Source organism: Alkalihalophilus marmarensis DSM 21297 (assembly GCF_000474275.2).
GTDB classification, from domain to species: domain Bacteria; phylum Bacillota; class Bacilli; order Bacillales; family Bacillaceae_D; genus Alkalihalophilus; species Alkalihalophilus marmarensis.
Genome location: NZ_ATAE01000005.1, coordinates 47,107 through 71,082, shown reverse-complemented (window position 1 = coordinate 71,082; position 23,976 = coordinate 47,107). Strand labels below are relative to the sequence as shown.

Sequence of the window (23,976 nt, the reverse complement as noted above, 5' to 3'; positions counted from 1 at the left end):
GCCATTTAACCAAAAAAATGACAAAAAAGAACAGCTCCATAAAGCTGTTCTAATGAAAAATACTCGCTGATATCCAGAAGCCTAACAAAAAAGTGATTATGGACCCTAAAATACTTAATCCGATATATGCCAGTAGTTTTCGCCACTCTTTTTGTTCGATTAACATAACAGACTCAACACTGAAGGTTGAATAGGTAGTAAATGCTCCAAAAAAACCAAGTCCAATTGATAAAAAGAGAGGGTCTTCATAAGCACCTAATGGGACTTCACCAAAATACCCTCCCAAAAAAGCCCCTAGCCCAAAGGATCCTAATATATTCACAACGAGCATTGCAGTGGGTACAGGAGGTTTTGGAAACTTCTTCATTATGATTAAACCCAAAAGATATCTAGTGACAGCGCCAATAGCTCCGCCTAATGCAAGAAGGAATATACTCATGATTTAAGCCCTCCTTCTCTCGTTTTCAGTTTGCGTTTAGCTATCGCAGTGCCTAGAACCGAACCTGCTAATGCACACACCACTCCGCCAAAGAGGGAGATAACCACATAAATTAAAGTGTTATAAATGTGTACACTATACAAGAGAACGGAGTCTGCAGCAAAAGTAGACATCGTCGTAAACCCTCCGCATAAACCTACTCCAAGTCCCGTTTTCACCCACTCTTTTGGTTTAAAAACAATAAACCAAGCAGTCAAAAACCCTAATAAAAAACTTCCGCCAAGATTTTCTATAATTGTACCCAAGGGATAGCCTGTTTCAAGCGTTACTATATTAAATATGTACCTAAAAGTCGTTCCTATTGCCCCTCCTATACTAATCGCAATAATGTTCTTCGTTAAATCATTCATACAAGCCTCCCACCTTACTACACTAAAAGCTGATTAACATTCTATCTATTATAAAGTAAGTGTTCGTAAATTTAAAATCAGCTATTTATTCAGCGGCTGCCAAATAGAATAAATAATTCCTGAATGCACAAATTATACAAGACAAAATAATTAGGAGGTATTTAAAGTGAGACTTAAATGGGTTCTGTGTACGTTATTATTTATTGGACTGGTGACAGGAACGGCTACTAGTGTCTTAGCAGCTCAAAGTATTATTGATTTTGAATTGGAGGTTGATCTTAAGGATGGAAAGAAATATGACCTTGAATACGAAATGATCGGCAGTACTGTTGAGGCAAAATATCTCATCCCTGGTGAACCTGCTCTCTACGGGCAAGAGGCCGCCTCTAAAGTAAAAGAGTTTTTGGACTCCCTTGCACTTACACCATCATCAAACCAAGATACAGTAATAACGGATGTACTATCTAAACTTGGTATCAACAGAGAAGACGTTAAAGAATTTGAACTCGAAGTTGATTTTGATAATGGTGCAGAGTTAGAAATTGAATTTAAAGGGTAAAAATTGTGAGACACCTCTACTCTAGCAGGTGTCTTTTTGGGTAGATTTCTTCTTCTCCTTCTTTCGGTACCTTTGAAATATAGTGAGTAAAGTTAGCAGCCAAAAGCTACTGATTAATACCCCTCCTATAATATCACTTGCATAATGAACCCCTAAGTATATTCGGCTGAACGCTATCATTAAAATCATACTTACACCAAATGTAATCATGATTATTCTCGCCTTGACGGTGGGTGTGTGTTTCCATAATAAATAAATAATCATTCCATACAGTGATACAGCAGCCATTGTATGAGCGCTGGGATAACTATATCCTGATTCCACTATTAAACTTGATTCAGGACGTTCTCTTTTTATGGTCATTTTTAACACTACATTAAGTGTAACTGAACCAAGCGATACTAGTGCAAAAAGAATAACATCTTGTAAGTTACGGTATTTTAAGTAGATCACTCCAAGAAATAATATAGAAATAACAACAACCGGCTTAGTTGCACCGATAAAACTAAAAAATGTCATCATTTTGGTTAGTAAGTCGGTATGAAAATCAGCTGCACTTTCTAATAACAAGCGATCGAATTCCCTCGTATATCCTTTTAAGACGGAATACGTAGTAATCAAGAAGAAGACAAACAATAAAATAAAAGGTATTAAAGCTTTATAAGGAAACTTTTTTTTCATCCTTCACCTCTCACTGCAATATTTCTCTGCAATATTTTACATACTATACCCTCTTTTCTTGAATTTTAATGACTCAGCTTAAGTTATATGACAAAAGCTATAGATTCTAAAATTCAATCGTAAAAACTATTAAAAAAATCACCCAAATACGGTTAAAAAAGGTATAATAATAAGTACACACAACTACTATTATTTACCTATAAGCATTTTACTTCTCTAGAACTATAGACCCGCATGATTTTCGTTTATTAGTCTCCTCTTGTCTGTTTCTATTGACGTGTAAATTTATTATTTAAGGGGTAAGTCTATGATAAATAGTCTGTTGAATCAGCAGAGCACCAGCATAAGTAGGAATTCAGATTTATATGTAGTGATTAATTCTGCTTATAAAATTACTCATGCTTCCTCTAAAGAAGGTGAGGAACAAATGAATCTTAGCCACAGTGACCTATGGGAGCTTCTGCCGCCATCATGTCATAATACATTTGAAGATGCTTTTTTCAGATCCAAGACGGAAATGATTCCTATTCATTTGGAAGTAAGCAAGCCCCTCCTTTCATTTAAATGGGTGGAGGTTGGCATTTTCCCTTTTGGAGAAGGTTTCTCAATGTTTTTTAAAGACTTAACAAGACATAAACAGGTCGATCAACTGATTACCCAGAATGAAAAAAAGCTTGCATTGCTTGCTGAGGCCTCAAGCGATTTGATTTTTCAAGAAGATCCAAAAGAATTGCTAGATAATCTGTTTAACAGCTTGTCACATTACTTAGACTTAGATGTTTATTTTAATTATATTTTTGATGAACGAGCGAATAAACTGCGGCTGATGAACTATTACGGTATTCCAAAAGAAATAGCAGATGGGATGTGCTGCTTAGATTTTGGTCAAGCAGTATGTGGTACGGCTGCTCTCAACCAACATAAAATTATTGCTGAAGATATTTCAAGCTCTATAGACCCTAAAGTCAATTTAATTAAATCGTTGGGTATACAAGCATATGTATGTCACCCTCTGATCTCTTATGGCAAGTTAGTCGGTACTTTGTCTTTCGGATCAAAAACCCGTACACATTTCATCAAAGAGGAATTAGATCTAATTGAGAGAATCTGTACTCAAGTATCGATTACTTTAGATAGGCTTTCATTAATCGCTAAGTTACAACAAACGAATATAGAATTAGAACAAGCCAACACTTCACTAGTATATGCACAAGCTCAAGCTGAAAAAGCACATAAGGCTAAATCTGATTTTCTAGCGATGATGAGTCATGAATTAAGAACGCCTTTAAATTCTATTTTAGGATTCTCACAGCTTCTTCATCAGGATGCTGTTACGCCGCTGTCAGCTCAACAACTCGCTAAAGTAGATAAGATTTTGAAGTCAGGAAGACATCTTTTGGCGATGATAAATGATATTCTTAAATTAGTGAAACTTGAAAACGGCAAGCCCTTTATAGAGTTTCAAGAGGTCGATTTGGATGCCATTGTTCAAGCTGCATTAAGCGAAATCACTCCTTATGCACAATTAAAAAAGCTTAAAATGAATTGTGAAGAATTAAAACTCAAATCCGACCAAATTATCTACTCTGACCCTGTCAGATTACATCAGGTTCTTTTAAACTTACTTAGCAACAGCGTAAAGTACAATCGAGAGCATGGAAACATTACTATTTCTTATCAAGTTTCAGAACATACGGTCACTGTGAATGTAGCGGATACCGGAGTGGGAATCTCCTTTGTCGAACAGTCGAAGATCTTTGATCCATTTTATCGTACCGAGGAATTTTCAATGGAAGCAGAGGGAACTGGAATAGGTCTGTCGTTAGTCAAGCAGATTGTCACAGAGATGCAAGGAAAGATCGGTGTAGACAGTCAATTAGGAGAAGGCAGTACGTTTTGGATTGAAATACCAATAGTAAAAAAGTAGAAGCATCCAGTATACGGATGCTTCTTTTAATAGGTATAAATATCTATTATTTTTTACCCATTAAATATGTTTCACTTTCTTTTGTTATGGGTAATAAGATACTAGAAACTAATACTAACTAGAGGTGTTTTTCATGTTAACTAACATTGAGTGTGAAGTTTTCAAGCAAGAGTTAAGAAAATTAGCCGATGAATATATTAAGTGCAGCAACGCCTATATAAAACAAGCAATTAAACATGATATTTTACAATTAAGTTCTATTTTGTTACAGGCTTCTAAGTTAAAAGCACATGCTGTTTAACCTGGTCCTTATACAAAGATGTCCTTCCCCACAATCTCAGGTATTTGCAGCATTTCAAAAATATCCATCACTTCAGTTCTTACTTTAGAAATCGTTAACGCAATTTGCTGCTCATTTAACGTTTGAATGGTACTTAATAAGAGACCAATACCTGACGAATCAATAAATGGAACCTCTTCAAAGTTTATAATGATTGTTTGGTGTTGCATAAGAGCAGGAAGTAATTCTTCCTCAATTAATTCTGTACTATCGATATCTAAGTCACCTATAAGTTTAACCTCAAGTTCGTTCATTTTCTTACTGAGGGTAAAATGAGTCATTCCTTCTACCTCCATCACCACTAATGTAGCACCATTTTTTGTTCCTCATTAAGATAAGCATTAACAAAGTGCGTTGTCTCACTAAATGTATGAGCTACATTTCCTATTTTAATTGTCGTTCCATCCATTGCTTTATCAATTCTAATCTTCTGATCACGTGGAACAGCTATCTTTGTTACTGCGCCCATATCTGAGCCAACTTCGTTAATTTGTACTCCATGTCGTCCAAATACTTCGCCGCCTCTTATAATACCTCTAATTTTTAATTTTCCACCGGCATATATTTTAGAATGAACGCTGCCCTTCCCATGAATAGTAATATCTCCGCTGCAATAAAGTTGACTGTTAACTGCACTTGGTATAGTGATAAAAGCTTCCGGTTCAACTGGAGTCTGGCTCATTTCATATAGTTGGTGAATTTCTTTTGAGAGGTTCAGTATATACTCATGAGTAACATTCTCCCTATTTAGTGACAAGAAACATTGGTTTAATTGAGAAGACACATCAAGGAACCTTTTGTCTGCAATTTCTTTCTTATGCTTTGTAACCTTCTCATTAAACGTTTTGACAAGTCCAGGAAACCCTCTGAATTTCTTTTCGAGCAAAATAATAATAAGGGGTTTCAGTCCCCTGCGATTGAAGTCTGTATTTTTAAATGCAGGTGATTGTGTTAATTGTTCAATCAGCTTTAAAATCATTTTTAGATTCATATTTATTTTCGCTAGATGATCTCCTAGTTCAGTAATGATCATATTACTCTTTCCTGCTGACAGTTCTGAGGACATAATGTTTCCATACGATGTAATCGCACCTGCAGCAAGAATCTTTGATCGGTTAACCTCTTTACGAATAGTTATGTCTCCAGTAGCTTCTACCAACATCCCTTCTTCTACTTTACCAAGAACCTCAACATCTCCTCTAAACCGAATATTTCCTGATTCTAGGTCGACATTTGCTTTATGTGTCAATTTCGGCAGAACCGAGACTCTCACAAAAAGGCCTCTCTTTTCCACTTTAGGTCTTCCTGCTTGTAAGGAGATAATTTGATCGCCTACGCGTTCGACTTCCTTGTCTAATTGTAGTACTACTGGGAATGTCTGCTTTGCAGGCAAGGGATCATTTTGCACAGTTACTCCCGGTACTCCAGGGACTGGATCATAAACAACACCTATTACTTGACCCTCAGCTATTGCAGGAATGTCATTGATTTCTTTAAAGTCAATACTGCCATCTTCTTTTTCTTTTAAACCACTTTCAGTCTCTAGTTTTACTAAAACCTCTACCCAGCCGTTTTTCCCTGGCTTTGGCTCAAGTCCTGTTGCAATTTCAAACTCACCTTTTTCAACGGTCTCGATTGCTTTAATGATCTCATTATGATTAAACCCATATTTAACTCGTAATTGGTCTAACTCTTTAATAATATCTTCATAGGTCAAAGAATTGTCCACACTTTTTTCTTCTTTTATAACTAGTTTCAAGTGCTCACTCGGTCCCACATCTGCTAACGTTCTAGTAATTTTGTACCCTGGAAAAACGTTTAACATGACCTTCAAGTGATTTTTGTCCATGGATATATTCCATTTTGTTTCTATTTTTTCTTCGGCTAGTTCAATTTGTATATCATCTTCTTGTGTAATGATCAAGGAAGATGACGTTACACGTTCCTTATTTTTATAAACATTGATTCCTTTTGGCACTGTAATAACGGGATAATGGGTGCTAGAGGAGTTGCATTGCAAAAGGCCATTTTCCACCCATGCTTTACCCATTCCGTTATTATTATTAGTAGGGACAGAGGTTTCATTAATAGGAGTCTCACTTAATGTATCCTCTTTGATCGACCCGTCTTCATCGATATCTAACTGTGAAATCAACTTTTCCATCAATTCAAATTCGTCAATCATATTTTCACTTGTCACTTCACGAGCAGCAGCCTGCTCAATAAAGTCTTGATGGTTAATGCCGCTATCAGAAGAGTCATTAAATGTGTTCTTTCGCTTTGTTAATTTAACCACTGCCGTTTTCTTGCCGATCTTCAAAAATCCTTTTTTCTCATTCTGAATGACTTCTATATTTACATCATTAATTGTCGTATTTAAAATCGTTAACCCAACTGAGATTGCCTCGTTAATATCGCGTCCTTTTGAAATAATGCTTTGAGCCATACGATCCCCACCTATACATTAATTACTGGAGAATTTAAACTTGTTATATCCGATTTTTCATAACTCACCTTTAAAACAACCATTGTGATGTCATCTTTTTGAGGGGCTCCCTCTGTAAAAGACTCAATAGAAGCCAACACTCCTTTTTCAATCTCTTCAATCTCATTGGTATATTGATTACGCAGAACTTCTTTCAGCCTGTCTAATTTAAATTGTTTACCTTCGTTATTCTGAGCTTCAATAATCCCATCTGTATAGAAGAATACTGAATCTTTATCCTTCAATCGTACTGACTTTTCTTCATACGATTGGTCCTTCAAGCCACCTACCATAATGCCAGATACTTTAGGAATTTCACTTACTTCTCCTGTTTCTCCGTTAATAAACAATGGCATATTATGTCCTGCATTTGCGTATGTTAACTCATTTGATTCAGGATCCCAATCGGCGCAAAACAAAGTAACAAATGACTTAAGTGTTCTTAGATCAGTAAAAAGAGCTTGATTCATAGAAGATAACGTCTCTCCTGGACTTGATTTACTCTCCGCAGCTGTTCGAAAAGCTCCCCTTGTTAAAATCATCAGCATCGCTGCAGGAATGCCTTTTCCCATCACATCTCCGATAACAATGCGAATTTTCCCGTTAACAAGTGGATAAAAATCATAATAATCTCCGCCAATTAATCGTGCCGGAACAGAAGAACCTATCACTTCGCCTTTCTCAAACGTAGGGGTTGAGGCATTTAATAATTTGGATTGTATGTTTTTCGCTAAATTAATTTCTCTTTGAAGTGTTTTCTCTAAACTTATTGTTTCTTCATTCATGGTTTTCCTTGAAAAACTCATTCCGTTATAATACATTACCCCACCCCCTCTGGACTGACTCGAGCACTTGGTAAACTCCGACCATTTCAAAGATTTGATCAGTCATGTCATTCATCCCCACAAACTCAAGCTTAAATTGATGATCAGCTGATAGGAAGATGAGGGCCATCACCGTCCCTACACCTGTTGAATCAATAAAATGAACATTGTTAAAATCAACAATTAACTTCTCTATACTTTCATTTATCAAGGGCAAGTATTGATCAATCTCATTAGTAGTGGAGATATCTAAAACACCTTTTAGATGAAGTGTCATTACATTTCCTATCTTTTCTTGTTGTATGGTTAAATTCATCTTTATCTCCCCCTCCTTCTATGCCATGACTAATTGTATTTATAACCGTTCTTCATCTACTTTAAAGAAGCTGATTTTTTTATTTAGTTCAACAGATAATGCATCAATTCTCTTTGAAGCTTCATTCAATTCCTCTAACGTGTCATAAAACATAAATGTTAAATTCGTTACTTGATTTGAATGATCTTTAGAGAAAGTTTCTAATTCTTTTACTTTCGATTGCACCTGAACTAAAAATTCTTTTGCATGGATATTATTACTGTCTGCTTGAGAAATGGAATCAATAGTAGAAATAAGTTCAGCTAACTGCTCTAACGTAATTGTTAAATCAAATAAAAGATCTTTTGACTCCGCTGTCATAGCAGCTGATGTATCCCCCATAGATTTTACAGAAGAATAAACTTGCTTTGACAGCAAACTAGATACTACAACTAAAGAATGTGATTCATCTTTCAACTCGGTAATAAGACGGTTAAAGTGAGCTGTCATTTCATTCAATTGATCAGCTAACCAATCAAATTCATTCTTTTCATGGACATCTATAGTGTGGGTTAAATTTCCTTCTGCTAATTTATGAATTTGCTCTACTATTTGATCGATTGGTCTTAACTGCCGCTTTGCAGCTAATCTTATAATGATAATTAAGATTATGGATGCGACTAAAAATGTACCGACAAACAACAATAAGAATTGATCTCTTACTTCTTTTAAGCGCTCTAAATTCATCGTTATCGTCATGACACGTCCATTATCAAGAGGCTGGTATATTTTTTTGTACGAGATTTGATTATCGCTAAATTCTACACTTCTCATCTCAGATAATTCTTGAACTTCGGTGATCATTGCAGCATCCTCTTCAGTTTCAATTGTGTGATGACCATGTAGAACAGGCAAATCTCGTTGCGGCTCTACAATATCGACTTCTGTGGGATTAAGCCAAGGCCCGCTATTAATTACTGTAATCTCTTCTATATCAATATTCTCTTCAATAATCTTGTCTATCATTTGTGTTGGTCCTGACTGAAAGGTTTGGCGATAGATTTCTTCATCACTAATAAACGCATTAATCATAAAATCAGTCGTGCCATCAAAATAATAAGCAAATTTATAATAGATGTGTTCAAATCTTTCCGCCCGAGAAACAGGGCCTGCCCAAAATCTCTCCATTGCATGCCCTTCTTCTATTGTTACAGGCTCTAATTCCATTAATTGATTAAATGCAGTAAACCAATATCCCCAATTTTTTGAGCTCATATTTAGCTGCGTAGGGTCAGATGATTGTGTGATAATAATATCATCATCAGCTCTCTCCCAAAGTGAGATTTCTTCTACACCCCAGCTCACGGCAAGTTCACGTAATTCTTCCATCGTAATAGAATCAACATCTCTTCCACGAAGATCACTAGCAATTCCTTTTGAAGATGTATACAGCCTTTGTTCAATCATTCTTTCAATTGTATTTGCTGATTCTTGAGTTCCATCCATTGCATGCATTACGATACTAGTAGCCGTATATACCTGCTCCTGCTGAAACTCTTCTACTTTTATCTTTATGAAATAATAACCTACTAGAAGAATGATTAATGCCAATACTCCTAAGAAAAGGCCGATTTTAACAAGCAATTGAAACATAATCGTATTCCTTTTCATTATCGTTCCTCCGTCTTCTCAAATATCTCACTACATCGCTGGTATATATAAGCTATAGATCAAAGGTTAAGATGATCGTTGAGCCGATTGGTGATGTGTAGAGCAATACTCGTTTTGTCATTTTAGTCATTAATGTAAAACCTTGACCTAGGGATTCTTTAGAAGAATAACCAGCAAATAAAGTCATGTTTGGAAGTCTATCAAGAGGAAAACCCGGCCCTTTATCTTCAATGACCGCATAGAGTTCTTCCCTTTCTATACATCTATATAACGTAACTCTTCCTTCCTCCGCATGCTTGATAATATTTGTAATCCCTTCTGAAATGACAAGCAGCCAGTTCATCATCTTCGTCTGATTTATGTCTTTTGTTCTAGGATTTTCCTGATTTCTTGCCGGTTATATGGGATATCTGCACGCTTTTGAACCATTCCTTCATACAAGACATCGCTTTTTTCATACTTCTGAACTTCATCTTTTTCAATAAGCTTCAGCTTACCTTGAGTTGCTGCAAAGATAACATCGCGGTAAATAGCCCACTCCTTTGCTGTTGACTTTGTATCGTCATGCGCTTTCTTGCACTCGGTAGAGCTCTTTTCAAACAATGCATCTTTATGTTTAAGGTAAACCATTCTCACAGCATTTTTCACATCTTCCGGAAATGATAATCGTTCGATTTCCTTCTCCACATCTTTTGAAGCGGATCCCCAATCTAATAAATGTTCACTGAGTAAAAAAATAGAATCTTCTTTTACCCTTTTCTTATTGTTTTGGCCTTTAGGACGTAAGAATGATAAAAATAATAACTCGTTGCCTTTTTTAGGCTCATAATGTAATTCAGCAGAGATTTCTCTTGCAATAAATCCACGCTTAAATTGATATTCCATTTCACGATAAGCTGCTTGTTTAGGAAGAGCAGGGATACCTGACCTAGATGCAACAGCACCGCCATTAAATAACTTTTTAAATAACTGTCTCACAGGAAGGCTCTCCTTTACTCTAAACTGTCTATCCATTAGATGTTCTTAGGCTCTATCAAGTAGAGTCTCACTACACATCTCATCAAGTTGATGCTGTAAATCCTTTAAGTCTTCGATAATGTAATCAATTACTTTCTTGTTACTGTTATATCGTTTCAGTGCTTGTCCCCCTGCAATAACCTTCAGATACGGTTCATAGGTCTTGAGGTGCATAATATAATCTTCAAGCTTACTCACTTGATCATTTGTCGTAACTGAAAAGCCTACAACCCTTACATGATTTGTCTGAATTGCCATGACTAAGTCAGAGATTGGCAGCTCTTCGTCATATAGAAGTACATCCCACCCATTTGCAAGTAAAGTACTAGATACAACTTTCAGTGGAAACGTATGCTGTTCTTCTCCAACAGTTGTTAAGATAATTTTCCCTTTACTAGGTTGTTTTCTAATATAATCTTGTGCCTTTCTGTCGATCACTTCACCAAATGTTTTATAACCGAGTAATTTTTGATCCTCTGTATATTCTTTATGGTTCGTTAATTCAATGATCGTTTTTTTTACGATGCCTTCATATATTTCTTCTACTTTGAGGCCATCTGTCAATTTTTCAAATGACTTAATTGCACAAAGAGTATCCCCGTACAGAATAAAGCGTAAGTATCTGTTCCATTCGACTTCTTTATATTGATGAAGAAAGTGATTGTAATCCCAGTACAAAAAGCGTTCGATGTTTGATTCATCTACATCTTCAGTCATTATGGTATGTTGATGTAACGCTTGAAGCATAGGCCGATTATGCTCTTCTGAAAAATAACCTATAATCCTAAATAACTCCTTTTTGCCATTGATACGGACAATCGAATGCTTAGGATATTTCTTAAAACAATTCACGGTCGCTTCTAACAAATCATGATCGTACTTTCCTATTGAGGAGAATAGAAGTTCGAGTGCCGTTGTAATCGTCTTTGATGATCGATAAGGTCTCTTTAAGGTAATAGCCGAGATTACATCAATGATCATTAAGCATCTTACCTCATAACTGATCGTATCTCCTTTAATTTTACGTGGATAGCCGCTTCCGTCTAAACGTTCATGATGAGAAAGTGCCATTTCTTCTAATAATGATTCATTGAAATATTTTTGAATCCATCTTGCTCCTAATTTCACATGTGAACTAATTACATCAAATTCCTCTAACGTCAGCTTGCTCTCTTTTAATAATATTCCTCTAGAGACATCTTTCTTTCCAATATCATGTAACAGGCAGCCGAGTAAAAATAAAGGTTTATTTCTCACTTTGTACGTATTAATCAAAAATACACCAAGCATGAAAACGTGAAACGAATGATTATAGCTGATTAGGTCATTTTCGCGCAATTCGATTAGCGCTTCTCTAACCGCTGGGAACGATAAATACGTTATAAATAACGATTTTGCCCATTCAAGTAACAAAGGATCTTCAAACAATAATGATTGATCTATTGAGTTATCAATAATTTCTTCAACACTTAAATCAAATAAACAATTTATCTCTAACTCTTCTTGAGGTGACAACTGTTGTCCTTTCATAATGACTATTTCCTTAACACCGCTCGTGATCAAGCTTCTTTTAATATCTTCGTTTATAACGGTACCAGATGGAACACTGACTGTTTTATTTTTTATCATCTCTGAATTCAGTTCATATCCATCGCATTTTAAATCGGAAGGGGTAAGAACGACTTCCATATCACACACCCACCTAACCGTAGAAAGTACACAGATCCATTATTTTTGTTTCAAGTCTTCTCTCTACTATCATTAATAAATTATTAATATCAAATGGTTTTGTTAGTACATAATGCAGTCCTAAGGCATTTACCGATAACTGCATGTGATTATTGCCATATCCAATTACACAGATGATCTTTTCTTTTATAGACGCATACATAGGGTCGGCAAGCAACTCATTCAAAGCTTCATATTGACGTTCAAAATCTACTTCAAAGAGAAATAAATCCGGTTCATACGTGTGCTGCATAACTTTAAAATGAGCGAGTTTATCTATGGAGTACACATCCGAGTAGCCTTTACTCGTTAAGATGCTCTTAAATAGTAAGTTCAATGATTCATACTCCTGATAGATTAGAATGACGCAGTTTTCTTTCGCCATACCCTCACCCACTTTCATATAGTTATCTTTATAAACGTAAATATTTAGAATGTATTAATAATAATGTACTTAAATAGTAAAATATTGTCTAACAAAACCAATACCCTTTCGACAGGATAATGTGACTTTTTACACCCTACTTAACCCATTTCATTAGGAAATTCGACCTTTTCAGCATAAAAAAATAGACCCCGAGACTATCTTTGGGTCTATTTACTCACGACTGTTTCTATTATTCTTTTTGGTGTAATTTCACTTAATCATTTTTTGAAATTGGCTGATCTTTAATTTTGATATATGTGCAACTTCAGGATACCCATCAAAACGAATCAAATAGGTTTTACCAGATGCTTCAACAGAAAGTACATTATTTAAATTCACAATATAAGACCGATGGGTTTGAAAAAATGATGGATCATCGAGAGTCGAATCTATCGCTTCAAGCGAATCAAGCGTTTCGTATACACCTGATTTAGTATGAACGACCGTATCTTTTCCTCTCTTTTCAATAAAATAAATTGTATCAAGCCTAATGTAGAAAGTAGTTCGTCCTTTTTTGACTATAAGCTTACCTGTAGTTGAAATAGACTTAGACTTCTCTCTTTCATTATTTATAAGATTGACTGCTTTTTTCAACCCTTTATACAACCGTTCTTGTTCGATTGGCTTCACGATATAATCAATTGCAGACAATGTAAAAGCCTCCACAGCAAAATCCTCATACCCTGTTATGAAAATAAATTTTAATTCGGGTCTAAGTTTTGTACAAAGTTTATTTGCTTCAATCCCATTAATTTTAGGCATCCCTATATCTGCTAATACTAAATCAACATCTTCCCCTGCATCACTTGTTATATACGTTAACAATTCTTCACCGTCTTTTAGTTCTGCGATAAGATTAATTTGCGGAAGATAACTAATGAATGCTGTTAAAATCTCTCTGGAATCTGGATTATCATCAACGAGTATTGTATTAATTTCTTTCATATGCATCCCTACTTTAAAGATTCTATCAGTTAAAGCACATTTAATTTATTGCTTAGGTAGTGAAATCATGAAGCAGCTGCCTTTGCCAGATTCACTAGTAACTGTAATTTTTCCGCCCATCGCTTCAATCAATTGCTTTGCTAAAGCAAGACCGATCCCGCTTCCTTCAACTTCATCTTTTACTAAAGGAGACCGGAAGAAATGATCAAAAATTTGGGTTTGATCCTCAATAGATATACCTACTCCTGTATCTTCTATCTTAACAAATATATACTCATTATGCTCAAAAACATCAATAGAAATTTGGCCGCCATCTACATTATACTTTACTGCATTCGTTAGTAAATTCATTATGACTTGACGCAATCTTGTCGGATCTGCAAGCACATAATATTGATTATACGAGTTCATGTGCATGATTAATCGAAGCTCTTTTTCTTTTAATAATGGCGTCATGTTGCGCGCAGCTTGTTTAACAAATCTTAAAAGTTCAATTTCTTCCATATGAAAGTTAGAAGAATCTGCTGTTTCTGTTCTTGTTAAGTCTAATATATCATTTATAAGATTTAACAGGTGTATCCCGGAACTCTTAATTCGTTTTACTTTACTTACCTGAGCACCTGTAAGAGGAGGCTCTTTTTCTAACAGCAGAAGTTGAGCAAATCCTAATATGCTGTTAAGTGGTGTTCTGAGCTCATGGGATATATTAGATAAGAAGTCTGTTTTTGCTTTTATTCCTTCTTCAGCATCAGTTACTGCTTGTCTTAAACTTTGTTCCATCTGCTTTTGATATGTTACATCTCTAAATTTCCAAAAATGAACATCAAGAGATTCATTATCTTTAATAGGTATATAATCTCTCTCAAGTACTCGTCCGTCTAACAACTTTATCTCTTCATTCAACACAATCTCTTCGTCGATAATCATTTGCTCTACAGTAACGGTATAACTTTTAAGGTTAGGGATCATCTGCCCGTATTGTAGAAGAAAGTCGTGAGTCGCTTTTCCAACTAGATCTTTTTGAGAAATCGGAAGGCTGAACATTTTAATGAATAACTTGTTCGCATAAATAATTTCCCGCTCCTTATTAATTACGATGATTCCTGATGGGTCATTTTCAATTAAATTGGCTAGATAAGCATTCTTTTCTTTTAATTGGTTCTGCTCTTGTTTACTAACCGTAATATCTGAAAAAGTAATAACGGACCCGCTCAAACGCCCTTTATAAAATAAAGCTTCAGTATTGACCGACAGCCAGCTCAACTGCCTATTATATCGAATCCCCATGATGATATTATGCTGAGCTTTTTTTGTGTTTAATGTGACAAAGCACGGAAAATTTTCATTTGGAAACGGAGCTCCGTTTTCGTATATAAAATCACGATTTAGCTGATACAGATTCATTGCGATTAGTTCAGCGTATGGTATATGTAATAATTCTGCAGCTTGTTCATTAGCTGTTATTACTTTCCCGTCCGTATCAATAACAATAACTCCTTCAGTCATTGTGGTTAAAATGGAACGATACAAAATTTCATTTTCTAGAAACTTTGCTTTAATCATTTCCCTGTCAGTAATGTTGATTGCTGACCCAACAACTTCGAGAGTTTGACCATTTTCCATCACAGGCTTTAATGACATATAGTAACGTAATCCGTTAAATTCACCTTCATAATGAACGGTTTTTCCACTCCATGCTTCATTATAAAATGTTGTTTTTTTCAAGGCTAAATCTTCCGGTAGAAATTCGTCCATTCTCCTCCCTAAGACTTCCTCCTCTTTTAACCCAATACGGTCTACAAGCTCACCCCTATAGTAGGTATGAATAAACTGTCCATGAATTTTTTTGAACTTAACGACAAAACCCTCTATATTTTGAATCGTATTTTTTAACGTCATTTCACTTGATAATAGCTGTGTTTTCATTACCTCGTGCTCGGTTATATCATTAGCAATAACGTTAATCCCAAGCAGTCTATTCCGGTATTTGATTGGTATATGTGTCACATTCAAAAACAAGTCTTTGCCTGTTTTTGATCGCAAGGTGGCAGTGTAGTGTGCCGTAGATCCTTCTAAAGAAGTTTCCATAGCCTGTTTTATAGTAGAAAAATACGCGCACTCAAATAAATGCATATACCGCTGAGCTTGTAATTCTTTTTCGCTAAATCCTGTTACAAGAGAAAATACATGATTGCTTTTAGTAATTCGACCATCTTTATCTAATGTACAGACTAAGTTCGGATTGCTGTCAAACAAAGAATTTGCATGTAATTCACTCATACGCTTAGCATGTATAACCGTTCGACGATCTAAATAAGAAGTAATGATGACTAAAATAAAAATGAATAACACACTAATTGTGATTCCATAAACAATTAAAGAATTGTTGCTTGGAGTATGGGAAGTTGTTGTCACATGGCCATGGAAATGGTACATGCCAATGTAGTGAATCGCTAAATAACTAGCTGCAAGAAGAATACTGGAGACCACTTTATGACTTAGAGTTACATTTGTTCCCTCTATCGACATTCTGAATATTCGAAAACCAATAAAAGCTAAAATACTCCCTGAAATAAGCCCGACAAGGACTTGGGTTATATTAAACACATCAACTGCTTCTCCGCCATGCATACTCATCAAACCTGCATAATGCAGGATCGAGACACCCACACCAAAACTTAGACTGCCGAATATAGAATGCAGATAGGAGGTGGATTTCATAATAATTAATAATGTAAGGCTAGAAAAAAGAATCGAAAATACGATAGAAAGTATGATCGGTGATATAGCATTTTGAGTATGGTGATGACTGTTATATCCGAGCATACTGATAAAATGCATGCTCCAAACACCCACTCCTAATGTCACGGCCGCTACTACCGCCCAAAACTCACGTGTGAAATATTGTTTCTTTGTATATACCTTTTCTAATAAATCGATAGAGGTAAAGGCTGCTACAAGGGCTATAACAATCGATAGGATAATAGACAGCACGTATAAATGTGTATACATAAAAGAGACCTCTGTCATCTCTGCACCTGCTTTAGTATATTTTATATTTCTCTTATTATCTTACAAGATTCGCTATCTTACAACATGGTTACCGCAGAGAGGTTTCTTTCTGAATTACTTCTAGATCTAATAGTTTTTATCCTCATCGGCATTCAGCAGGATTTAAAGTTGGATTTAATTCACTTTAAACTCCTGTAGCTCTCCTGATAGAGACTGCGCGAGATTATTCAATAATGAGACAGATGACGAAATTCCCTCCATTGATGCATTTTGCTCTTCTGCAGAAGCACTGATAGTTTGAATGCTGCTCGAGGCTTGTTCAGCGATCACTGCAACATCTTCTATTTTCCCTGTCATATTAATCGATTGTTGATTCACTTGATCGATAATTACATTCATTTCGTTCGTTTGTTCTTTCATCAGCTGTATATCTTTCAAAATGCCTGTGAAACCATTGCCAGTAAGATTTACTTTGTCTATTCCCTTCTTTACCACATCTTTTCCTTCTTCCATAAGCTTTACTGCCTGATGTGTCTCCGTTTAAGTATCTTGAATGATTTTTTTAATAATTTCCCCCGCTCCCGTGGTAAGATATTCCCCCTAGCCACCTTTCCGATAACCAACTAAGACTTAATACCTAATCAATACCTTTTATAATAGGAACTTAAACCCAGAAAGTAGTTAACGACAAAAAAGCATCGATGTCTCTACACCGATGCTGCGTTTTTTCATTATATTTTGACAACCTGCATATCAAAGTAGGCTTCGATAATCATTTTAATCGTTTCTTCTGGCATCATTAAATGTTTAACGTTCGTTTGTTCGATTAACCTTTGGGTATTAGCATCTTCAAATGTAATTGCACCTGATAGATATACATTGAACACATCCACCATTCCGTTCAATCTCATTTCTGCCGGACTTAATTCATAGCTAATGGTATCTTCCACAACCGACAACCGCTCAAATTCAAGAGCCTCTTTTAATACGTTTAAGAGATCCATATTATTTGGCGGATTAGGATTTGTAATATGGTAAACCTTATTAGCCTCCGCTTTTGTTAAACCGACTGCTAACACGTCAGCAACATAATCAACAGGAACTAGATTTGATGTACCTTCTTTATTTGCCACCAAACGGTAGACTTCAGAAGAAGTATTCTGTCTGCTCACTCGACGTTTAAATAAATCAAGGGCACGCATAAACCCATAAAGAGTAAATTCAGAGTCTGCTTCTCCTGTTTCTGAATCACCGACTATAATAGAAGGCCTGAAAATTGAGACATTCATTTTATCGGAATAAGCAAAAACAAGATGTTCAGATTTGACTTTACTTTCTTCATAAGGGTTGTTGTATTCAGCCGATGGATCATACAGCTCCTCTACTCCAACGCTGCGTTTTCCAACAGTATAGGCTGTACTTACATAATGGAACGATTCTACTCCTAATTTCACCGCAAGATCAAGTGCATGTTTTGTTCCGTTATAATTAATCGCAAATAATTCATCACGTAAATCTAAATCAAATTTAACTAGAGCTGCTAAATGATAAAATACATCTATATTGTTGTTTAGTTGTTTAAGGTTTTCTTTAGATAATCCACAATCAACATCCGTAATATCACCTTTTAAAAGATGAATACGTTCTTGTTCTTCAGCTGTAAATGCTGATTTAACCTTCATTCCTTTTTCCATATTACGAACAAGCACATACAACTGATGAGGGGTGTCCTCTATTAAATTCTTGATGAGCTTACCGCCAAGAAACCCTGTAGAACCTGTTAGAAAGATATTCATATTCTTCCTCCAATTAACCCATCATTAGGAAATTTTTTTTACAGCCTCGAACTGCCCCTTCAAAAAGTTTACAGAAACTTCATTGAACTTGCGGTACTTCTCGATATTGCATAGGTGACCGCATTTCTCAAAAACAATCAAGCTTGCCTTTTTATCAGACTTAATATCTTCTTTTAATGTATCAATAAAAAAGTGATCTTCACTGCCCGATATATACAGCTTACTGATCTCAGGAGCATGCTTTTGAACAAAAGTATAAGTGGTTTCGATAGATTGTACTGCATCGTACCAGCCCATAAAATTTTTCCGCTTCATCTTAACCGCTTCACTGATAAAACTATCGCGAGATTTCTTATGATTCGCCTTAGGCATCATAATTTGAGCAAATAATTTATAGATCCATAAGTGGGGAGTAAATGGCTTAATGAGTTTTCCAAATGTTAACAGCGCTTTAGACGTTAAATTAAATCTTGTAACAGTCCCTGCCATGACAACACTTTTCACTCGTTCTGGTGCATCTTGAAGAATTTGATGAATGATAATGGTTCCTAAAGATACGCCCACAAAATGCGCATGTTTCAACTTTAAAAAGTCTAGTGTTTTCACCACTTCTCTAGCGGCTAATTTCCAAGAAAAATCTTCTGTATATGAATCTACATCTGGCGAGTTTCCATGACCAGGCAATTCAATTGTAATTACATTAAAGTGTTCTTTATATGCTTTTAGCTGCAATTTAAAGATCTTTGAATTTCCACCAAAACCGTGAATCAAAACAACATCTTCTAAACTGCTAGCATGTTTATGAATCGTATATTCTAACAATCTTTTCACACCTGCTTCCTCACACGTCTCCCCATTATAAAGGCTTGAAGCTTCTCTGTCACGTCACCTCTTGTCGAAACTTGATATAAACAGTTGCAAGAAGGTCGTTATGAGGCAAACGAGTGACATTTACGAACATTGTGTGAAAAAATTTCATAGTACTATGTTTAAAGATTGAACAAAGCTTTGTGCTAAATATCATCTATCATAAACAAAGCGCGGTCTAGTAAACCTAAGTTTTTCATACATATAAAAAAGGAAGAGCTCCCTTTAAAAGGGAAGCTCCTCTTTTTTCATCTCTATCCTAGCATTAATGATTGCTATGCTCCAATTCAGATAACTCTTCTTCCGTGACCCATTTATGGTTAACCACTTCTTCTCCATTATCTGTTAGGGTAAAGTCCACCATGTACACGGTTGTCTGTTGGGCTGAATCAATGATTGCTGCAGCACCTTCCATCCCCGCCATGTGGTCTGCATTAAGAGTGACTTCATCACCCGGTTCAAAAGGGTCCTGATCAGCCTCTTCTAATTCTTCATGAATCACCCATTTATGATTCTCTTCTCTTTGGCCCCCGTCTGTTGGATCATAAGACACCGCATAAACCATTGTATCGTATGCACCAACAATCGTTGCTTCGGCTCCTTCCATCCCAGGCATATGGCCGTCAGTGATCATCGCATGGCTGCCTACCTCAAAAGTTGGGTTATCTGCTTCTTCTAAGCCTTCCGGAACCTCACCAGAGCTTGAGTGATCCATGTGAGCATGTTCATCTTCGTCCACATCACCATGCTCATCCATTTCGGGATGCTCCTCTCCCTCAGTTTCTGTCTGTTCCTCATTTTCCATGACTTCATCGGGGTTAACCTCTTCATTTCCACAAGCAGAAATAACAAATGCTGAAAAAAGAGTTAACATTCCAATTGCTATCTTCTTCATTTATTGACCCCTCCTTTTTAAAATTCAGATTTCCTATTACATACTTTCATTTCTTAATAATACTTTATTTCCCACTAAATCCTTTAGTAAAAACTAGTACTTTTTCATTTTCTCTCCTTTAACTGCATCAGGGACAACTAATTGCCTTCCAATGACGTACTGACTTATCTTAATTGGAGATAACAGTTTGGCCAACAAAATTGATGCACCTACAGAAAGTATAAATACCGCTATAAAATATAAGAGAGGATCTAGAAATTCTACCGGTCTCATATAATACAAAAAGAATTTATGCAATAAATATATATTAAAGGAATATTTACTTATCAACCTAACAAAGGGTGGGACATAATTAAATCTCATCGTTAATAAAATAATCGCAAATATCATACTTACTGTATAAAGAAGCATATCTATTCTTTTTGATGAGACGACAGATAAAATGTCCGAAGTGACTAAGAAGACTAGGAGTACGATTGATAGGGATGGCATAACCAGTACTTTCCATTTATGTCTAATGAGTAAAGCTTTTAGCGCTCCATAATTCTTCCCGCAATAATACCCAAGAACGAAATAAAAGATCCATCCGAAAAATGGTACCCAGTATCCACGAAGCCAGATGTATTCAGCAACAGGAGAGCTTCCTGGTTCTGTAAAATTAAAAAAACCTAAATAAATCAAATTAATGATTAAAGCAATCGGTAAGACGACTTTGGGAGACCATTTTTTCAGGTAGCCTTGCAGTAGAACATGAAGTATATAAAACTGAAAAATGATTAAAATGAAATAGCCATAATATCCACCAAGAAAAATATGTTTAAATGATTGCAATAACGCCTCTTCCCATGAATGAGATATAACCAAAGCGAACAATATACCGATAGAGATAAACGGAATCAGTAAAAACATCACCCGTTTCTTAAAGAAATCCTCAGGGACATGATTCGGATAAGCCTTAGCTAGTAACAACTCTGAAATAAACACAAACGCGGGCGTCCCAAAAAAGGCCATAAAGCGGATTAATATGAGTATATGTTCGCTTAATTCAGAGGCCGTATGTTCATAATTTGCAAGCGTGGTGTTCACTGCATGAGTGACTGCAACGGCTAAACAAGAAATTGCACGAAGCCAAAACGCCTCATTTATGTATTGTTTACTCACTCATACACACCCTTCCTAATTGGTTACCTGCCTATCTTTTTTTATTCTTACCTGAAAGTTCCTTTGTTATAAGCAAGCCTGACTATATGGCATCTACCCTGGATACAAAAAATAAAACAGCCGGCCATTGCCAGCTGTTTTTTCTATCCCTTCCCTTGACTATGCTTATAAAATTCATGGAACAGCTTCATCAGTGCTCGCTTCTCGATTCTTGAAACATAGCTTCTAGAAATTCCAAGCTTCTTGGCAATCTCTCGTTGTGTCAATTCATCTTCCATATCGAGCCCAAATCTGCCGACGATCACTTCTTTCTCACGCTCATCAAGTACATGAATGTATTCATAAATTTGTTTTTTTTCCATTTTTGTCTGGATTACATCAACAATATCGTCTGCATCTTCTTGAAGAACGTCAATAAGTGAGATTTCATTGCCTTCTTTATCTGTTCCAATCGGGTCATGAAGAGAAACGTCTTTCTTCACCTTTTTCAATGCACGAAGATGCATGAGGATTTCGTTTTCAATACATCTAGCAGCATACGTCGCAAGCTTTGTCCCTTTCCCATCTGAATAACTTTCAATGGCTTTAATCAACCCTATTGTGCCAATTGAGATTAAATCTTCTGTGTCTTCTCTCGTATTCTCAAATTTTTTGACGATATGAGCAACAAGTCTTAAATTATGTTCAATGAGTAAATTTCTCGCCTCCGCATCCCCCTCTTGCATCAGCTTTAAGTATTTACGTTCATCATCTTTTTTGAGCGGCTGCGGAAACGCGTTGTTTTTCACATATGAAACAAACACAATCACTTCTTTTACAAAATAAGAAAGTGCCGCTAGCATTCCAGACACGACCTCACCCCCGCATTTGGCGTTTTTACATTCATATGTCGAATTGGGCTCGCCCGTGTCTGTACTAGCAAAAAAGATTATGTAATTTATCTCTGCTCTTTCTTCGGTTTCTGGGCTATCACTTGTACGACGTGAGATAATCCCTTATGAAGTTTCCCTTCCTCACGCATCACTTCACCAGTGAAAAAGTGAATGATTTTCCAATCAGAAAATGTCTTTAGAAGTTCTTCTGCAGAATAGAGAAGCTCTATATCTTTTGGGCCTCCGCTTTCATAGAACAGCTGATCGGTTGAGTAGACTTCACTTATGTAATAACCACCTGGCTTAATTGCTTCTTTTACCCCACTTAATGTCCTATCTCGCAAAGGCTTTGGGAAATGTCCAAACACACAAACAACCCCATCCCACAAATCACTTTCCCATGTTGCATCATTTAAATCGATTAACTTTGTGTCGACCTCGACCGATCTTGTGCTTGCCAGCTTCAATGTCTTTTCTAATCCAGAGAGAGCATAATCCCATGAGGTAACCTCCAGACCCTTTTCAGCTAGATACACAGCATTTCTTCCTTCCCCTTCCGCAATCGTAAGTATATGACCAGTTAGATTCACTTTAGCTAATGCCTCAACAATAAAAACATTCGGGTTCATGCCATATACATACTCTTCTGTTTGAAAACGTTCATGCCAGGAATTCATATGATCACCTCATCATTTAGTTACTACCTAGTTTAAACAAACCTTGCATCAAAATCTATTCAGTCAATTTTCTTGCACCCTTTCATCATATTTTCATAAACGGTTGATATTGTTGATGTCAAAGAGCTCTTACTTAGTTTGAGAGTCATAACGAAAGAATAGAGGTGAAGATGTACTATGGATATAGCGCAAATAACGGTGTGGGCTGCTTTTTTAGCTGGCTTTATCTCCTTTATATCCCCGTGTACTCTTCCACTTTTTCCTGTCTACCTATCTTACATCACAGGGATTAGTGTGAAAGAGCTGCAAACAAATCACAAAAACCAAAAAGTACGTAAACAATTAATGATGCACAGCTTTTTCTTTCTTTTAGGCGTATCATTTATCTTTTTTGCATTAGGATTTGGTGCAACGTTCTTTGGTCAATGGCTAGAAGATATGATCATTGGTCGTAATGGCAACCTAATTCAACAACTTGCCGGTATTTTCATTGTGGTAATGGGATTATTCGTTAGCGGGATTATTCAATTCGACTGGCTGATGAAGGACAGAAGATTAAATGTCGGGAAAAAGCCTGCTGGTTTTGTAGGGACAACGTTTGCTGGTATGGGGTTCGCCGCAGGATGGACACCATGTATCGGGCCTATATTTGCTTCAATCTTAATGCTCGCAGCAAGTAATCCGCAAGAAGGACTTCTATATACGTTGTTTTACATCTTAGGTTTTACGCTGCCGTTTTTTATCTTGACATTCTTTATTGGTTCAACACGGTTTATTGTAAAGTACAGCCAACCTATTATGAAAATCGGCGGCGCAATTATGATCCTTATGGGTATCCTTCTATTTACAGGCAAAATGACCGATATTTCTATCTTTATTTTACGATTGATTGAAGGAACATGGCTTGAAAATTTAGGATGAAAGCGCATGCCATTAAAATAAGAACAA

25 protein-coding genes are annotated in these 23,976 nt (G+C 36.1%); 4 read left to right on the top strand and 21 right to left on the bottom strand.

Annotated elements, in window-relative coordinates:
* Positions 1-49: 49 nt before the first annotated feature.
* Both crcB and A33I_RS01690 read right to left on the bottom strand, forming a co-directional pair.
* Entirely contained in the window at positions 50-439 is a 390-nt protein-coding gene (gene crcB, locus A33I_RS01695) for a fluoride efflux transporter CrcB (RefSeq protein ID WP_022626752.1), read from the bottom strand.
* On the bottom strand, positions 436-849 hold the full coding sequence (locus A33I_RS01690; RefSeq protein ID WP_022626751.1) for a fluoride efflux transporter FluC: 414 nt from the start codon (positions 847-849) through the stop codon (positions 436-438). Before A33I_RS01690 ends, crcB begins: the two co-directional genes overlap by 4 nt.
* A gap of 166 nt (positions 850-1,015) precedes the next feature.
* Between A33I_RS01690 and A33I_RS01685 the strand changes: the two genes are divergently transcribed.
* Positions 1,016-1,408 carry a YusW family protein gene (locus tag A33I_RS01685; protein WP_022626750.1) on the top strand — a complete coding sequence of 131 codons (393 nt, stop codon included), beginning with the start codon at positions 1,016-1,018 and terminating at the stop codon, positions 1,406-1,408.
* Between the two features lie 21 nt (positions 1,409-1,429).
* Here the strand turns inward: A33I_RS01685 and A33I_RS01680 are convergent, their stop codons facing one another.
* Positions 1,430-2,089, bottom strand: a complete 660-nt coding sequence (locus tag A33I_RS01680) for a phosphatase PAP2 family protein (protein WP_022626749.1) — start codon at positions 2,087-2,089, stop codon at positions 1,430-1,432.
* Positions 2,090-2,396: 307 nt separating this feature from the next.
* Between A33I_RS01680 and A33I_RS01675 the strand changes: the two genes are divergently transcribed.
* Both A33I_RS01675 and A33I_RS20715 read left to right on the top strand, forming a co-directional pair.
* Entirely contained in the window at positions 2,397-4,016 is a 1,620-nt protein-coding gene (locus tag A33I_RS01675) for a GAF domain-containing sensor histidine kinase (protein ID WP_022626748.1), read from the top strand.
* Between the two features lie 133 nt (positions 4,017-4,149).
* Positions 4,150-4,317, top strand: a complete 168-nt coding sequence (locus tag A33I_RS20715) for a hypothetical protein (RefSeq protein WP_022626747.1) — start codon at positions 4,150-4,152, stop codon at positions 4,315-4,317.
* Between the two features lie 8 nt (positions 4,318-4,325).
* On the opposite strand, the gene A33I_RS01670 is transcribed toward A33I_RS20715, so the two are convergent.
* From A33I_RS01670 to A33I_RS01585, 18 genes are all read right to left on the bottom strand, one after another.
* Positions 4,326-4,637, bottom strand: coding sequence for an STAS domain-containing protein (locus tag A33I_RS01670; protein WP_012958029.1), 312 nt, complete (start codon positions 4,635-4,637; stop codon positions 4,326-4,328).
* 20 nt (positions 4,638-4,657) lie between these two features.
* Positions 4,658-6,802 carry a flagellar assembly protein A gene (locus A33I_RS01665; RefSeq protein WP_022626746.1) on the bottom strand — a complete coding sequence of 715 codons (2,145 nt, stop codon included), beginning with the start codon at positions 6,800-6,802 and terminating at the stop codon, positions 4,658-4,660.
* An 11-nt stretch (positions 6,803-6,813) separates the two neighbouring features.
* The gene (locus tag A33I_RS01660) at positions 6,814-7,662 is read right to left on the bottom strand and encodes a PP2C family protein-serine/threonine phosphatase (protein ID WP_022626745.1); all 849 of its coding nucleotides are present in this window, start codon (positions 7,660-7,662) and stop codon (positions 6,814-6,816) included.
* Positions 7,652-7,981, bottom strand: a complete 330-nt coding sequence (locus A33I_RS01655; RefSeq protein ID WP_022626744.1) for an STAS domain-containing protein — start codon at positions 7,979-7,981, stop codon at positions 7,652-7,654. Before A33I_RS01655 ends, A33I_RS01660 begins: the two co-directional genes overlap by 11 nt.
* Positions 7,982-8,020: 39 nt before the next feature.
* Complete coding sequence (locus A33I_RS01650) at positions 8,021-9,631, bottom strand: HAMP domain-containing protein (protein WP_022626743.1); 1,611 nt, start codon at positions 9,629-9,631, stop codon at positions 8,021-8,023.
* A 52-nt stretch (positions 9,632-9,683) separates the two neighbouring features.
* Positions 9,684-9,977 carry an ATP-binding protein gene (locus A33I_RS01645; RefSeq protein ID WP_022626742.1) on the bottom strand — a complete coding sequence of 98 codons (294 nt, stop codon included), beginning with the start codon at positions 9,975-9,977 and terminating at the stop codon, positions 9,684-9,686.
* A gap of 11 nt (positions 9,978-9,988) precedes the next feature.
* Positions 9,989-10,609: a hypothetical protein gene (locus A33I_RS01640; RefSeq protein WP_022626741.1), complete on the bottom strand. Its 621-nt coding sequence runs from the start codon at positions 10,607-10,609 to the stop codon at positions 9,989-9,991.
* Positions 10,610-10,654: 45 nt separating this feature from the next.
* Positions 10,655-12,337: an HD domain-containing phosphohydrolase gene (locus A33I_RS01635; RefSeq protein WP_022626740.1), complete on the bottom strand. Its 1,683-nt coding sequence runs from the start codon at positions 12,335-12,337 to the stop codon at positions 10,655-10,657.
* A 13-nt stretch (positions 12,338-12,350) separates the two neighbouring features.
* Positions 12,351-12,761, bottom strand: coding sequence for a hypothetical protein (locus tag A33I_RS01630; protein ID WP_022626739.1), 411 nt, complete (start codon positions 12,759-12,761; stop codon positions 12,351-12,353).
* A gap of 252 nt (positions 12,762-13,013) precedes the next feature.
* Positions 13,014-13,748, bottom strand: coding sequence for a LytR/AlgR family response regulator transcription factor (locus tag A33I_RS01625; RefSeq protein WP_022626738.1), 735 nt, complete (start codon positions 13,746-13,748; stop codon positions 13,014-13,016).
* Positions 13,749-13,793: 45 nt separating this feature from the next.
* On the bottom strand, positions 13,794-16,778 hold the full coding sequence (locus tag A33I_RS01620) for a PAS domain S-box protein (protein ID WP_022626737.1): 2,985 nt from the start codon (positions 16,776-16,778) through the stop codon (positions 13,794-13,796).
* Positions 16,779-16,934: 156 nt separating this feature from the next.
* Positions 16,935-17,273: a hypothetical protein gene (locus A33I_RS01615; protein WP_022626736.1), complete on the bottom strand. Its 339-nt coding sequence runs from the start codon at positions 17,271-17,273 to the stop codon at positions 16,935-16,937.
* Positions 17,274-17,491: 218 nt separating this feature from the next.
* A complete protein-coding gene (locus A33I_RS01610) occupies positions 17,492-18,556 on the bottom strand; it encodes an SDR family oxidoreductase (RefSeq protein ID WP_022626735.1) in 1,065 nt (354 codons plus the stop codon).
* A 24-nt stretch (positions 18,557-18,580) separates the two neighbouring features.
* Positions 18,581-19,387, bottom strand: coding sequence for an alpha/beta fold hydrolase (locus tag A33I_RS01605; RefSeq protein ID WP_031311334.1), 807 nt, complete (start codon positions 19,385-19,387; stop codon positions 18,581-18,583).
* 301 nt (positions 19,388-19,688) lie between these two features.
* The gene (locus A33I_RS01600) at positions 19,689-20,318 is read right to left on the bottom strand and encodes a YdhK family protein (protein ID WP_022626733.1); all 630 of its coding nucleotides are present in this window, start codon (positions 20,316-20,318) and stop codon (positions 19,689-19,691) included.
* Positions 20,319-20,411: 93 nt separating this feature from the next.
* Positions 20,412-21,479, bottom strand: a complete 1,068-nt coding sequence (locus A33I_RS01595) for an acyltransferase family protein (protein ID WP_022626732.1) — start codon at positions 21,477-21,479, stop codon at positions 20,412-20,414.
* A gap of 143 nt (positions 21,480-21,622) precedes the next feature.
* Positions 21,623-22,330 (bottom strand): RNA polymerase sporulation sigma factor SigK, encoded by a 708-nt coding sequence (gene sigK, locus A33I_RS01590; RefSeq protein ID WP_012958014.1) that lies wholly within the window; start codon positions 22,328-22,330, stop codon positions 21,623-21,625.
* An 86-nt stretch (positions 22,331-22,416) separates the two neighbouring features.
* On the bottom strand, positions 22,417-23,028 hold the full coding sequence (locus A33I_RS01585) for a class I SAM-dependent methyltransferase (RefSeq protein ID WP_022626731.1): 612 nt from the start codon (positions 23,026-23,028) through the stop codon (positions 22,417-22,419).
* Positions 23,029-23,205: 177 nt separating this feature from the next.
* Between A33I_RS01585 and A33I_RS01580 the strand changes: the two genes are divergently transcribed.
* Positions 23,206-23,949: a cytochrome c biogenesis CcdA family protein gene (locus tag A33I_RS01580; protein ID WP_022626730.1), complete on the top strand. Its 744-nt coding sequence runs from the start codon at positions 23,206-23,208 to the stop codon at positions 23,947-23,949.
* Positions 23,950-23,976 lie beyond the last annotated feature (27 nt).